Consider the following 12686-nt stretch of genomic DNA (forward strand, 5'->3'; position numbering starts at 1 on the left):
TCGCGGGCCTGATTCATTTTCGGTGCTGCCATGGATGACAAGAAGCCCACCCGCCGGCGGACCCGGCGACCTGACCAGCGGCCCCATTCCGCGCACGCTGCTTCTGTTCGCCCTGCCGGTGCTGGGCTCCAACGTGCTGCAGTCGCTGAACGGCTCGATCAATGCCGTCTGGGTGGGGCGCTTCCTTGGCGAGGCGGCGCTGACGGCGACATCCAACGCCAATCTGGTGCTGTTCCTGATCCTTGGCACGGTGTTCGGCATCGGCATGGCGGCGACCATTCTGGTCGCGCAGTCCGTCGGCGCCCGCGATCTGCCGGAAGCCAAGCGCATCGTCGGCACCAGCGCCACCTTCTTCTTCCTGGTTTCCGTGGTGTTCGCGGTCTGCGGCTGGGTCTGGGTCGACGCCATCCTCACCGGGCTCGGCACGCCGGCGGATGCCTTGCTGCTGGCGCGCGCCTACCTGCGCATCATCTTTGTCGCCGTGCCGATGATGAACCTTTTGTCCTTCGTCATGACCGTGCTGCGCGGCGCCGGCGACTCGCGCACGCCGTTTGTCTTCATGGCGCTGGCGGTCGTTCTCGACGTCGTGCTCAATCCCCTGCTGATCCGCGGCATCGGCCCCTTCCCCGAGCTCGGCATCGCCGGCTCGGCGACTTCGACGCTCATAGGCCAGACGGTCAGCGTGATCGCCATCCTGATCGTGCTTTATGTGCGAAAACACCCGCTGCGGCTGGCGGGCGCCGACCTCGCCTTGCTCAGGCCCGACCCGGCGCTGCTGCGCATCGTCGTCTTCAAGGGCATTCCGATGGGCCTGCAGATGATCGTCATCTCGGCCGCGGCATTGACCGTGATGGGGATCGTCAATTCCTACGGCTCGCAGGTCGCTGCCGCTTACGGCATCGCCGCGCAGCTCTGGACCTATATCCAGATGCCGGCTCTGGCGATCGGCGCCGCCGTCTCCTCGATGGCGGCGCAGAATGTCGGCGCCGGGCGCTGGGACCGCATCGGCAAGGTCGCGGCGTCCGGCGTCGGCTTCAACCTGGTGCTGACCGGCGCGCTGGTGGCGCTGCTTTTCGTCTTCGACCGCGCGGTGCTCAGCCTCTTCCTCAGCAACGACAGCGCCGCGATCGACATCGCCGCCCACATCAACAGGATAGCGTCCTGGTCGTTCATCCTGTTCGGCATCACGATCGTGCTGTTCGCCACGGTGCGCGCCACCGGCGCCGTCATGCCGCCGCTCATCATCCTGATCATCTCGGTGTTGATCATTCGCACCGGCTTTGCCTATTCCATGCGCAGCGTCATCGGCCAGGAGGCGCTGTGGTGGAGCTTTCCGGCGGGCTCGATCGCTTCGCTGGTGCTGGCCGCCGCCTATTATCGCTTCGGCCGCTGGCGCACCATGCATATGATCGAGGATCGGCCGGCGGCGGGCGAGCCGCCCGACACCGGCCTTGGCATGCCGCGCCAACGCGCGCAGCTCCTGCCGGAGACCGAATAGCCAAGACCTACCGTGCATATCTGACGCCAAAGCCGAGCGCGACCAGCGAGAAGACGATGATCATGCCGGCAAAGGCCAGGCTTGCCACGGTGGCGCTCGCCAGGCTGGACAGGATGCCGATGCCGATCACCGGCAGCGCGTTGCCGCAGAAGCAGCAGATGAAGAAGGCCGACACCACCTCGGCGCGGCGGTCGGCCGGCGCGATCTGATTGACCACTTGCAGGCCGCCGCGATAGCCAAGCGCCGCCGCCACGCCGCAGACCGCCGTCGCGGCGATCATGAGCGCCATCGAGGCGTAGACCTGCGCCGCCACGATCAGCGCCACGGCGGGGATCATCAGCGCCAGCGCCGCGAGCATGGTGGAGCGGCTGGAGAACCAGGCGGTGCCGACGATGGTGATGGCCGCCACGCTCGACAGCTCGAAGAAAAGCCCGCCGGCTTCGGCATGATTGGTCACGTGCAGCTGCTGCGCGAGAATGCTCGGCGCCAGCGCGGCATAGAAGCCGACCAGCGCCATGGCGCCGAAACCGGTCACCGCCGGCGCCACGAACTGCGCGCGGATACCGTCAGGCACCGAAAGCCGCGGCCGCAGCGAGACGTCGGAGAACCGTCCAGGCCTGGAGACGGTTTCCCGCGTGCGCCAGATCAGCAGGGTGACGAGCCCAAGCAGGACGAGATAGACGGCAAATGTCAGCCTGAGCGGCCATGGCGCGAATTGGGCGAGCACCCCCGCCACGAGCGCGCCGGCCCCGAGGCCGACAAAGTTGGTGCTGGTGGCGATGACGGCGGCGCGCGACTTGTCCTTGCCTTCGATCAGTTCGGCCAGCCAGGCGGTGCCGGCGCCTGCGCCGACGCCGATGCCGAGCCCGCTCAGGATGCGGGCGATGTCGAGCCAGGCGAGGTCTTCGGCGAAGAGGAAGGACAACGCGCTGACCACCGCAACGGCCATCGCGGCAAGCGCGGCGGGGCGGCGGCCGACGGCATCCGAGAGACGGCCGAAAAACAGCAGCGCCGCCAGATTGCCGACCACATAGACGGCATAGACCAGCGTCAGCGTGATCTGCGAAAAGCCGAATTCCTGCTTGTAGATCACGTAAAGCGGGGTCAGCGCGGTGCTGCCGGCAAAGAGCGCGGCGATCATGGCGGCGACGGCGGCCTTTGCGGCGGTCCCGTCAAGTTCATTCTCACGCGTCATGGTTTGAGCGTCGCTGGCCATCGGCACCTCCGGCGTTGCAAGCCCAACGCCTATGTAATGACGGCTGTTCCGGTTGCCGAACGCCCTCCTGACAATTCTGGCAGGATGGTCAGGCGCAAAATCCTCTCGTAACGTCCGTCAGCCACCGAGAGGGAGGAATCATGGGCAAGGGACGGGTCGAGGCATTTACCGATGGCGTCGTCGCCATCATCATCACCATCATGGTGCTGGACCTGAAAGTGCCGCACGGCGAGGATTTTTCAACACTTCTGCCGCAGTGGCCGATCTTCTTCTGCTACGTGCTCTCCTTCATCAATGTCGGCATCTACTGGAACAACCTGCACAACATGTTCCACACCGTGCAGCGCGTCGACGGACGCGTGCTATGGGCCAATCTCAACCTTCTGTTCTGGCTGTCGCTGATCCCGGTGACCACGGCGTTCATGGGAGAGAACCATTTCGCGGCTGCGCCGGTCGCCGTTTATGGCATCGACCTCGCGCTCTGCGCCGTCGCCTACACCATCCTGGTCATCAAACTTCGCCATCTGCATGGCGCCGACACGACCTTCGCCAAGGCCGTCGGCCACGACAAAAAAGGCAAGATCTCGCTGGCGCTCTATATCGTTGCCGTGCTGCTAAGCTTCTTCAACCAGTGGGTCAGCGTGGCGATCTATGTGCTGGTGGCGACCGTCTGGTTCGCGCCGGACAAGCGCTTCGAGCGGTTGGTGGAGAAATAACGGTTATTTCCGCATCACTTTCAGCTTTTCCGCCACAGAGGCGGCAAGATCGGCATAGCGTTCCTCCAGCCTTTCTGCCGCCTTGATGATCGGGAAGTCATGGCCGAACTTCTCCAGCGCCAGCCGCAGCTTTTCGGCGAAATCCGCCTGCTTCTCCAGCGCCGCGAACAGCGTTTTCACCTGCGCCTCGCTGATGTCGGGATTGGCGAGCATCTTCGGCACCTCGCGACCCATCTGATCGCCGTTGACGGTTTGCTCTTTCAGGATTCCGATCCAGTCGGTCAAATGCCGAACTCCTTTTTGGGACACCATGCGCGGCGGGCGCCGCCATGGTCAACCCGTTGCGGCCATCGCCGTCAACCCGTTGCGGCTGTTGCCGTCAACCCGTTGCGGCTGTTGCCGTCAACCCGTTGCGGCTGTTGTTGCGGTCACATGCGGGACGAACCGGGCTTGCCTCGGCGACGTCCGGCGTTAAGTTCGGCCCGACCCTCATAAGGATGGAAACCATGACCAGCGACGCCCAGATCCAGATCGCCCTGCCCGCTTTCGCTTCCGGCAACGTCGCCGTCATCACCGGCGGTGCGAGCGGCATCGGCCTTGCCGCCGCAAAACGGTTCGCGGCGATGGGCATGAAGGTGGTGTTGGCCGATATCGGCGGCGTGCGCCTCAACCAGGCAAGAGAGGCGGTCGCGGCGATCGCCGGCGACGACGCCGTGCTCCCAATCCCCACCGACGTCTCCAGGGCGGACGAGGTAGACCGGTTGGCGGATCTCGCCAACGGCGCCTTCGGTGCGGTGTCGGTGCTGATGAACAATGCCGGCGTCGGCAACAATCCGGGCAAGCCCTGGGAGAACCGCGACGTCTGGAAGCGGCTGCTCGACATCAATTTCTGGGGTGTCGTGCATGGCGTCGAGGCCTTCGCGCCGCGCATGCTCGCGGCGGGCAAGCCGGGCACGATCATCAACACCGGGTCCAAGCAAGGCATCACCACGCCACCTGGCAACCTCGCCTACAACGTCTCCAAGGCCGGCGTGAAGACTTTTACCGAAGGGCTGGCGCACGCGCTGCGCAACGAGCCGGGAGCCAAGGTGTCGGCGCATCTGCTGATCCCCGGCTTCACCTTTACCGGCCTGACCGAAGGCGCGACGGAAAAGCCCGCCGGCGCCTGGACTGGCGAGCAGGTGATCGACTTCATGCTGGCATCGCTGATGGACGGCGACTTCTACATCCTGTGCCCAGACAACGAGGTGGCGCGGCCGACGGATGAAAAGCGCATGGCCTGGGCGATCGGCGACATCATCGAGAACCGCCCTGCTCTGTCGCGCTGGCATCCCGATCACAAGGACGCCTTCGCGGCCTTCATGGGCCGCTAAGCAATTCCAGGAAAAGTGCGTAGCGGTTTTCCGTCCGGAATTGCGCAAAAGCAAATATCTAGAGCGGTTCGACGTTTCTGCGAAACGCTCGAGCCGACCAGGCTCAGGCGGCTGCTTTCTTCTTGGAACCAGCCTTGCCCGCCACAGCCTTCTTCGCCGCCATCTCGGCAATCTTGCGGTCGTGCCGCTTGGCCGCCGCTTCGCATTTGTCGCGGATCTCCTCGACCTCCGATTCCGTCAGATGCTCGATGCCGATGAAGTGGTTTTGGGCGCGGCCGACCCGGATCAGCTCGTCGAGCTTGGCCTGGATCGCCGCGCCGTCGCGGTTCTGCGTGTTCTGGATCAGGAATACCATCAGGAAGGTGATGATGGTGGTGCCGGTGTTGATGACCAGTTGCCAGGTGTCCGAAAAGCCAAACAGCGGGCCGGTTGCCGCCCAGACCACCACGATCAACACGCAGACGGCGAAAGTCGGTGGCATGCCGGCGAGATGTGCCACCCAATTGGCAACCCTTGTGAATAGTTTCTCTATCATCTGGATCCCACAACAGGCCGCATCGGCGCGGCGCTCACAGAAAACAGACAGCCGCGGCTTCCGGTTCCAAGTCGTTGGATTTTCTCGCATGCGCGCGTCCACAATCGGCTGCACGCGAAAGGCGCGAACAGGGGAAAACACACCTTATTTGTTTGTTTGCGATAGTGCCGGAGCAGGCCGAAAGCCTGTTCCTTCCGCTTCACGGCGGTTTACCTCCAGCCCCTTCCGCTGCGCCACCCCCGCATGGCGGAAGGGGCAACTATTCCCGAGAGCGAAGCGTAATATCCAAGTAGCGCCCCTCAGCGTCCTCTGGCGCTCCGCCGCTGGTTCGCCTTTAGAGGGTGCCGTCTTCCCAACGGTCGAGAAAGGCCTCGATCGGCACGGCCTGCATGTCGGGGATTGCGCTCGCCAGTTTCTCGGGCGTCCAGTCCCACCAGGCGAGCGCCTCGATGCGCGCCGCGACGGCGGCCGGGAACCGCTGGCGCAGCGGCTTGGCCGGAACGCCAGCGACGATCGTGTAAGGCGCGACGTCATGCGTCACCACGGCATTGGCGCCGATGACGGCGCCGTTGCCGATCGCGACGCCCGGCATGATGACCGCGCCGTGACCGATCCAGACATCATGGCCGATGCTCACCGATTTTGCCTGGCGCCGCGCGCGGAATTCGGTGTCGACGCCCAGCCAGCGGAAATATTCGTTGGGGCGGTAGCTGATCTTGTGCTGCGTCAGCCGCTCGATCGGATGCTCGAGCGCGTTGATGCGGCTGTTGGCGGCGATCGAGCAGAACTTGCCGATCGTCGTGTAGATCGCCTCGGAATGGCGTTCGAAATAGGAAAAGTCGCCGACGCTCACTTCGCGCAGGATCACCCGCTCGCCGATTGAGGCATAGCGGCCGAGCTTGCACGCCTTCAACTCCGCGGTCGGATGGATGCGCGGCTCGGCATCTTTCAGGACAAGATTTTCAGGGTGGTCCATAACTCGGGCTTTACGCCCGAGCGATTGGTCCCGCAAGCGGGGCCGATCGTCCGCTTCGGTCTATTGCGGCTTGCCCTTGGTCCAGACCACGTTCTGGCCGTAAAGCGGCACGGTCGTGACCGACATCTTCGCCGAGCCGTTCTGCACCTGGCGCGAATGCGACAGATAGATCAGCGTCTCGTTCTTCTTGTCGTAGATGCGGTTCACCACCTGCTTCTTCCAGATCAGGCTGAGGCCCTGCTTGAACACCTCCTCGCCGCCCTCGCTCATGTCGATGTCGCCGATGGTGATCGGCCCGGTCTGGCGGCAGGAGATCGAGGAATCGGAAGGATCCTCGAACCAGTTGCCCTTATGCAGCCGGTCGATGATGCTGCGGTCGAAATAGGCGACATGGCAGGTGACGCCGTCGACCTTCGGGTCCTTGATCGCGTCGATCATGATGTCGTTGCCGATCCAGTCGACGCCGACTTTACCCACTTCGTCAGCCATGGCCGCGCTGGCGCTCAGGGCAAGACAGGCGGCGAACAAGCCGATCAATTTTCGCAAGGAGGCCTCCTCGGTTCGGTTTTTGCCGATGTCAGGTGGGACAGGATCGTGGCGTTTACAAGCCGATCGGCCTGCCGGCCGCTTGCGGCAACGCGACATCTTTGCGCGCCCGGCGTGGACCCGCTAAGACTGTGGCCAAACTGGCTTCCAGCCAAAGCAATGGACATTCACTGATGATGCGTTCAATCCTGGTCGGCATTCTCGTCCTGATGGCGGCGGGTATCGGCTGGCTGACATTCGACTGGTACCGGGGCCATTATGGCGGCGAGCCCTTCGGCGCGCCCTTCACGCTGGTCGACCAGAAAGGCGCGCCGATCACCGAAGCGGCGTTCAGAGGGCACCCGAGCGTCGTGTTCTTCGGCTTCACCCATTGCCCGGAAGTCTGCCCGACGACCCTGTTCGAGCTGGCCGGCTGGCTGAAGACGATGGGCGACAGCGGCAAGAACCTCAACGCCTATTTCGTCACCGTCGATCCGGAGCGTGACACGCCGCAGACGATGAACACCTATGTCAGCAACTTCTCCGACCGCATCACCGGCATCACCGGCGATCCGGACAAGGTGCATGCCATGGCCAAGGCCTTCGGCATCTACTGGAAGAAGGTCGACACAGGCGACGGCGATTACACGATGGACCATACGGCTTCGGTGCTGCTGCTCAATGCCAAGGGCGATTTCGCCGGCACCATCGCCTATGGCGAGAGCGCCGACACCGCTGTCGCCAAGCTGAAGCGGCTGGCAGCGGGCGGGCAAACATGATGAGCCAGACCCGGCTCCATCTCACTGCCAACAAGGTCGAGGCCGACCGCATCTTCGCGGCGCTCGACGCCGCTTTCGAGGATGACGGCCTGCCGATCGCCGTGCTGGAGCTCGACGAGGACAACGACATCCACGAAGTGTCGCTCTATGCCGATGGCGACGTCGATCCCGTCGAAGCGCGGGTCAAGGATCTCCTCGCCGGTCTCGGACTGCCGAAGCCCGTCGCGCGCGAGGTCCTTCCCGACGTGGACTGGGTGTCGCGCTCGCTGGAAGGCTTGAAGCCGGTGTGCGCCGGCCGCTTCCTGGTCCACGGCTCGCACGACCGCGCCAAGCGCCACGCCGGCGACCTCGCCATCGAGATCGAGGCCGGCCTTGCCTTCGGCACCGGCCATCACGGCACCACCGCCGGCTGCCTCGAAATGCTGGAGCAGGTGGTGCTGCGCGAGCGGCCGCGCAACGCGCTCGACCTCGGCACCGGCAGCGCGGTGCTCGCCATCGCGCTCGCCAAGCTCGCGCATATCCCGGTGCTGGCGACCGACATCGATCCGGTCGCCATCCGCGTCGCCGCCGCCAATGCCCGCCTCAACCATGTCAAGGCGCTGGTCGAGACGGTGACGGCGGCCGGCTTCCACAATCCGATCTTCGCCAGGCGCGCGCCTTTCGACCTCATCGTCGCCAACATCCTGGCCCGGCCGCTTATGCGGCTGGCGCCGGAGATGGCCAAGCACATCAGGCTCGGCGGTTCGCTCGTGCTCTCCGGCATCCTCGACCGGCAGCGCGACGCGGTGATCTCGGCCTATGTCGGCCAGAGCTTTCGGCACGTCCGCACGCTGCATCGCGAAGGCTGGGTGACCATCCACCTCAAGCGTTGAGACCGGCGAAATCGATTCCGGTTTCCAGGGCCATGCGCTACGGTCGCGATAGCCATTTCGAGGGAGACGCCAAAAATGTTCCAGACCTTTGATTCCGCTGGCGATCCGGCCGTCGGCAAGCCGCGCGTGGCGCTGCTGCGACGATGGCTGCCCGAGAACGGCCTCGACGGCTTCATGGTCCCCCGCGCCGACGAGCATCAGGGCGAATATGTCGCCGACCGCTCGGCGCGGCTGAAATGGCTGACCGGCTTTTCCGGTTCGGCCGGGGTCGCCATCGTGCTCCGCGACCGCGCCTTCATCTTCGTCGACGGCCGCTACACGCTGCAGGTGCGCAACGAGGTCGACCTTTCGATCTTCACCATCGAGAGCCTCATCGACAATCCGCCGGCCGCCTGGATCAAGGACAATCTCGGCAAGGGCGCAAGGCTCGGCTTCGACCCCTGGCTGCACACGATCGGCGAGATCAAGGCGCTCAAGGCATCGGCCGAGCAGTCCGGCGCCACTTTGGTGCCGCTCGACAAGAATCCCATCGACATCATCTGGAAGGACCAGCCGGAGCCGCCGCGCGCGCCTGTCGAAATCCATCCGCAAAACCTCGCCGGCGAGCTCGCCAAGGACAAGCTGGCTCGGCTGGCGGGCGCGATCGGAAAGGACGGCGCCACCCACGCAGTGCTGACCGATCCCTCTTCGATAGCCTGGGCCTTCAACATCCGTGGCGGCGACGTGCCGCATACGCCGCTGGCACTCGGCTTCGCAATCCTGGCCGCCGACGGCAAGCATCAGATCTTCATGGACCAGCGTAAATTCCCGCGCCAGGTCGCGGCCTACCTCACGCAGTTGGCTGACCTGCACGATCCAGGCGAATTCGAAGCCGCGATCATCGAGCTCGCCAAGGGCGGCGCGAAAATCGCGCTCGATCCTGTGCTGGCGGCGGACAAGCTGAGGATGCTGGTCGAGGACAATGGCGGCACCGTCGTGTTGGCCGCCGACCCGGCGCGCATACCGCGCGCCACCAAGAACCAGGCCGAGATCGCCGGCAGCCGCGCCGCGCATCGCCGCGACGGCGCCGCGGTCGCCAAGCTGCTCTGCTGGCTGGATCGCCAGAAGCCCGGCTCGCTGGACGAGATCGCCGTCGTCACCAAGCTCGAGGAAGTGCGCCGCCAGACCGGCGAGGAAACGCAGATGCCGCTGCGCGACGTCTCCTTCGACACGATTTCCGGCGCCGGCCCGAACGGCGCGATCATGCATTACCGCGTCTCGCGCGCCACCAGCCGCAAGCTTGAAAGCGGCGAACTGTTCCTGCTCGATTCCGGCGGCCAGTATCAGGACGGCACCACCGACATCACCCGCACCGTGCCGATCGGCCAGCCGACCGAGGAGATGCGCGAACGCTTCACCCTCGTGCTGAAGGGCATGATCGGGATCTCGACGCTGCGTTTCCCTGCCGGCACGCGCGGCTCGGAGATCGACGCCGTCGCCCGCGTGGCGCTGTGGAAGCATGGCTGCGACTTCGCCCACGGCACCGGCCACGGCGTCGGTTCCTACCTTGCCGTGCATGAAGGGCCGCAGCGCATCGCCCGCACCGGCACCGAAAAACTGCTGGCTGGCATGATGCTGTCCAACGAGCCGGGCTATTACAAGGAAGGTGCCTACGGCATCCGCATCGAGAACCTGATCCTGGTGACGCCTGCGGAGCAGATCGAAGGCGGCGACACCGCCATGCACGGCTTCGAGACGCTGACCCTGGCGCCGATCGACAAGCGGCTCATCCGCAGCGACCTGCTGCATCGGGACGAGCTGCAATGGCTCGACCGGTATCACGCCTGGGTTCTGGCCGAGATCGGCCCGATGGTCGACGGCGAAACGCTGGCCTGGCTGGAAAAAGCCACCGCCCCGCTGCCGCACGACGCGAAGATTTGAGAACAGCCTCTTTCTCCCCCGTTCACGGGGAGAAATGCCCAGTTTATCCTCCGTAGCCGCAGCGCCGCTGCTGCGGAGGACGGGCAGGCAGTGAGGGCAGCGCCAACCATTCAGGATGGAAAGCTAACCCATAAACCGGCGCGCGATAATCAACACCGCCGCGCCCGCCAAAAACATCGCCATCAGCCCGCCGCGCAGCGATACCAGCACGGTGACGATCAGCGCCGCCCATTCGGCCGGTCCGGCATGCAGCAGTTCCGGCGCGACGAGCGTCGTCAGCACCGCCGCCGGCACGGCGTTGAGCCCGGCCTCGACGCGCGGATGGATGGTCTCGAAGCGCGAGATGACAAGATGGCCGCCGACACGCGTGAGATAGGTGGCGACGGCGCCGGCGAGGATGATCCAGAAGGTCGTGCTCATGGCCGCTTGCCCACGCCGCTGTGGTGTGGCGGCAGGATCACCGCCAGGAGGACGCCGGCGACCGCGCCGATCGAGACATGCCAGGGCGAGCCGACGGTTCTGTAGGCGATGATCGAGGCGACGGCGCTGGCGGCGACGACGGGTGCCCAGAGTGGCCGCTTGCGGAAGCCAAGCACCAGGCCGAGGAAATAGATCGGCAGCAGGAAATCGATGCCCAGCGCATGCGTATCCGGGATCATCTTGCCGAACACAGCACCCAAGCCGCTTTCGATCACCCAGAACACGTAGACCGGCAGGCCGAGACCCAGATACCAGACGAAACCGACGGGACGGCCGGACTCGGCCCTTGCCTCCGCGATGGCATATTGCGGGTCGGTCAGGATGAAGTAGCCGAGCGCCTGCTGCAGCACGGGCCAATGCGCGATGCGCCTGCCGATGCCGGCCGAGTAGAGCACATGGCGGAAATTCACCGCGAAGATCGACAGCACGATCAGCCATGGCGCGACATGCTGGCCGAACAATTCGATGCCGACCATCTGGCTGGCGCCGCCATAGATCATGGCGCTCATCAGAAAAGCTTCGAGCACGGAGAAACCATTGTCGACGGCGATCGCGCCGAACAGGATCGCGAACGGCGCCGAGGCGACGACGACCGGCATCGACAATCGCACGCCGTCCCAGAAATCGCCGCCGGTCCTGCCTCCGGAGATTGCTTCCGCCGCCATCAGCCGCTCCTTAAGCATGTCGCCCAGAAGTGCGCAGCGGTTCTGGGACAACGACATGCATCAACCAAAGACTTAACGCGCGTCGCCTGAATCCGCTCAACGAGACGCGCTTTAAGAGCGGCCTCATTTAGGGAGCGTCGCTTTCAATGTCACACCAATTCGCCTGACCCAATGATCAGCGGAACTGATCGCTGGCGTTGCAAAGCGTTGGAAGTTCTCCACGCCTCAGCTGCCGAAATAGCGCTGCCATTCGAAGTCCCTGATGTGCGACGCCTGCCAAGGGATTTTTTGTCCGCCCCTATTGTCGAACGATCGCGCCCTGGCGCAGAGATAGTATCGGGCCTTGCAGCAAAAACCGAGGGGAAATGAATGGTCGTCTATGATTTCACGGGCCGGCATGCGGTCGTCACCGGGGCTGGCGGCGGGATGGGCGAAGCGATCGCGCTGGCGCTGCTCGATGCCGGCGCCTCCGTCACCGCCATCGATATCAAGCCACGCCCAGCCTCGCTTGCCGCCTACGACGACAGGTTGACCTTCGCGCAGGGTAATTTGACCGACGCCGCTTTCGTCGAACAGGTCATCGGCGCCGCCGGCCGCGAGCGCGGCGGCATTGACTATCTCGCCAATGTCGCCGGTGTGCTGTGGTTCGGCCGCGACAAGTCTGCGCTCGATATGGACCTCGATGTCTGGGACCAGGTCTTCAACATCAATTTGAAATCCTTCGTGCACACCGCACGCGCCGTCGTTCCTTACATGCGTTCCGGCGGCCGCGGCGGCGCCATGGTGCATTTCTCCACCATCCAGTGGTATCGCGGCGACCCGAACCCGCAGGACGCCTATCAGGCGTCGAAGGCCGGCGTGTGCGCGCTGTCCAAGTCGCTCGCCATGCAGCTTGCCGGCGAGCGCATCCGCTCGAACGCGATCTGCCCCGGCATGGCGCTGACGCCGCTGCAGGCGCGCTGGGACACCGAAGAAAAGCGCGCCGCCGTGGCGAATTATACGCCGCTCGGCCGCATCGGCACGCCGCAGGACATGGCAAACGCCGCGCTCTTCCTGCTCTCGGACGCCGCGAGCTATATCACCGGCATCGAGCTTGCCGTCGACGGCGGCCTGCTGATGCGGATGTAAGCC

General features: G+C 64.7%; 14 protein-coding genes. 7 read left to right on the top strand and 7 right to left on the bottom strand.

Features of this window, described 5'->3' with window-relative positions; genetic code table 11:
• The first annotated feature begins 34 nt into the window (after positions 1-34).
• The gene (locus FJ417_RS15680; protein ID WP_181183221.1) at positions 35-1498 is read left to right on the top strand and encodes an MATE family efflux transporter; all 1464 of its coding nucleotides are present in this window, start codon (positions 35-37) and stop codon (positions 1496-1498) included.
• Positions 1499-1505: 7 nt separating this feature from the next.
• Here FJ417_RS15680 and FJ417_RS15685 read toward each other — a convergent pair whose 3' ends face one another.
• Complete coding sequence (locus FJ417_RS15685) at positions 1506-2714, bottom strand: MFS transporter (RefSeq protein WP_140784076.1); 1209 nt, start codon at positions 2712-2714, stop codon at positions 1506-1508.
• A 140-nt stretch (positions 2715-2854) separates the two neighbouring features.
• Between FJ417_RS15685 and FJ417_RS15690 the strand changes: the two genes are divergently transcribed.
• Positions 2855-3430 carry a TMEM175 family protein gene (locus FJ417_RS15690; protein WP_140784077.1) on the top strand — a complete coding sequence of 192 codons (576 nt, stop codon included), beginning with the start codon at positions 2855-2857 and terminating at the stop codon, positions 3428-3430.
• 3 nt (positions 3431-3433) lie between these two features.
• On the opposite strand, the gene FJ417_RS15695 is transcribed toward FJ417_RS15690, so the two are convergent.
• Complete coding sequence (locus FJ417_RS15695; protein ID WP_140644096.1) at positions 3434-3715, bottom strand: hypothetical protein; 282 nt, start codon at positions 3713-3715, stop codon at positions 3434-3436.
• A gap of 221 nt (positions 3716-3936) precedes the next feature.
• Here FJ417_RS15695 and FJ417_RS15700 point away from each other — a divergent pair, with 221 nt between their 5' ends.
• A complete protein-coding gene (locus FJ417_RS15700; RefSeq protein ID WP_140784078.1) occupies positions 3937-4803 on the top strand; it encodes an SDR family NAD(P)-dependent oxidoreductase in 867 nt (288 codons plus the stop codon).
• A gap of 103 nt (positions 4804-4906) precedes the next feature.
• On the opposite strand, the gene FJ417_RS15705 is transcribed toward FJ417_RS15700, so the two are convergent.
• The 3 genes from FJ417_RS15705 to FJ417_RS15715 all read right to left on the bottom strand — a co-directional run bounded on the left by FJ417_RS15705 (position 4907) and on the right by FJ417_RS15715 (position 6803).
• Complete coding sequence (locus FJ417_RS15705) at positions 4907-5338, bottom strand: low affinity iron permease family protein (RefSeq protein ID WP_181182615.1); 432 nt, start codon at positions 5336-5338, stop codon at positions 4907-4909.
• A gap of 334 nt (positions 5339-5672) precedes the next feature.
• Positions 5673-6314, bottom strand: a complete 642-nt coding sequence (locus FJ417_RS15710) for a DapH/DapD/GlmU-related protein (protein WP_140784079.1) — start codon at positions 6312-6314, stop codon at positions 5673-5675.
• Positions 6315-6374: 60 nt separating this feature from the next.
• Positions 6375-6803 carry a CreA family protein gene (locus FJ417_RS15715; RefSeq protein ID WP_140644341.1) on the bottom strand — a complete coding sequence of 143 codons (429 nt, stop codon included), beginning with the start codon at positions 6801-6803 and terminating at the stop codon, positions 6375-6377.
• Positions 6804-7033: 230 nt separating this feature from the next.
• Between FJ417_RS15715 and FJ417_RS15720 the strand changes: the two genes are divergently transcribed.
• The 3 genes from FJ417_RS15720 (at position 7034) to FJ417_RS15730 (ending at position 10410) form a co-directional block, all read left to right on the top strand.
• Entirely contained in the window at positions 7034-7618 is a 585-nt protein-coding gene (locus FJ417_RS15720; protein ID WP_140644089.1) for an SCO family protein, read from the top strand.
• Positions 7618-8490 carry a 50S ribosomal protein L11 methyltransferase gene (locus tag FJ417_RS15725; protein WP_140784144.1) on the top strand — a complete coding sequence of 291 codons (873 nt, stop codon included), beginning with the start codon at positions 7618-7620 and terminating at the stop codon, positions 8488-8490. Before FJ417_RS15720 ends, FJ417_RS15725 begins: the two co-directional genes overlap by 1 nt.
• Before the next feature lie 75 nt (positions 8491-8565).
• Positions 8566-10410 carry an aminopeptidase P family protein gene (locus FJ417_RS15730; RefSeq protein WP_140784080.1) on the top strand — a complete coding sequence of 615 codons (1845 nt, stop codon included), beginning with the start codon at positions 8566-8568 and terminating at the stop codon, positions 10408-10410.
• Between the two features lie 123 nt (positions 10411-10533).
• Here FJ417_RS15730 and FJ417_RS15735 read toward each other — a convergent pair whose 3' ends face one another.
• A complete protein-coding gene (locus FJ417_RS15735; protein ID WP_140784081.1) occupies positions 10534-10830 on the bottom strand; it encodes an AzlD family protein in 297 nt (98 codons plus the stop codon).
• Positions 10827-11555, bottom strand: a complete 729-nt coding sequence (locus tag FJ417_RS15740) for an AzlC family ABC transporter permease (protein WP_140644082.1) — start codon at positions 11553-11555, stop codon at positions 10827-10829. Before FJ417_RS15740 ends, FJ417_RS15735 begins: the two co-directional genes overlap by 4 nt.
• A 369-nt stretch (positions 11556-11924) precedes the next feature.
• Between FJ417_RS15740 and FJ417_RS15745 the strand changes: the two genes are divergently transcribed.
• Entirely contained in the window at positions 11925-12683 is a 759-nt protein-coding gene (locus FJ417_RS15745) for an SDR family oxidoreductase (RefSeq protein WP_140784082.1), read from the top strand.
• The last annotated feature ends 3 nt before the right edge of the window (positions 12684-12686 follow it).

The sequence above is a fragment of the Mesorhizobium sp. B3-1-7 genome (assembly GCF_006439385.1).
In the GTDB taxonomy this organism is placed as follows: domain Bacteria; phylum Pseudomonadota; class Alphaproteobacteria; order Rhizobiales; family Rhizobiaceae; genus Mesorhizobium.

What these genes read in the sequence shown, in the direction of transcription:
- FJ417_RS15680 (WP_181183221.1), top strand. Translation starts at nt 35, where the DNA reads ATGACAAGAAGCCCACCCGCCGGCGGACCCGGCGACCTGACCAGCGGC.
- FJ417_RS15685 (WP_140784076.1), bottom strand. Translation starts at nt 2,714, where the DNA reads ATGGCCAGCGACGCTCAAACCATGACGCGTGAGAATGAACTTGACGGG.
- FJ417_RS15690 (WP_140784077.1), top strand. Translation starts at nt 2,855, where the DNA reads ATGGGCAAGGGACGGGTCGAGGCATTTACCGATGGCGTCGTCGCCATC.
- FJ417_RS15700 (WP_140784078.1), top strand. Translation starts at nt 3,937, where the DNA reads ATGACCAGCGACGCCCAGATCCAGATCGCCCTGCCCGCTTTCGCTTCC.
- FJ417_RS15705 (WP_181182615.1), bottom strand. Translation starts at nt 5,338, where the DNA reads ATGATAGAGAAACTATTCACAAGGGTTGCCAATTGGGTGGCACATCTC.
- FJ417_RS15710 (WP_140784079.1), bottom strand. Translation starts at nt 6,314, where the DNA reads ATGGACCACCCTGAAAATCTTGTCCTGAAAGATGCCGAGCCGCGCATC.
- FJ417_RS15715 (WP_140644341.1), bottom strand. Translation starts at nt 6,803, where the DNA reads ATGGCTGACGAAGTGGGTAAAGTCGGCGTCGACTGGATCGGCAACGAC.
- FJ417_RS15720 (WP_140644089.1), top strand. Translation starts at nt 7,034, where the DNA reads ATGATGCGTTCAATCCTGGTCGGCATTCTCGTCCTGATGGCGGCGGGT.
- FJ417_RS15725 (WP_140784144.1), top strand. Translation starts at nt 7,618, where the DNA reads ATGAGCCAGACCCGGCTCCATCTCACTGCCAACAAGGTCGAGGCCGAC.
- FJ417_RS15730 (WP_140784080.1), top strand. Translation starts at nt 8,566, where the DNA reads ATGTTCCAGACCTTTGATTCCGCTGGCGATCCGGCCGTCGGCAAGCCG.
- FJ417_RS15735 (WP_140784081.1), bottom strand. Translation starts at nt 10,830, where the DNA reads ATGAGCACGACCTTCTGGATCATCCTCGCCGGCGCCGTCGCCACCTAT.
- FJ417_RS15740 (WP_140644082.1), bottom strand. Translation starts at nt 11,555, where the DNA reads ATGGCGGCGGAAGCAATCTCCGGAGGCAGGACCGGCGGCGATTTCTGG.
- FJ417_RS15745 (WP_140784082.1), top strand. Translation starts at nt 11,925, where the DNA reads ATGGTCGTCTATGATTTCACGGGCCGGCATGCGGTCGTCACCGGGGCT.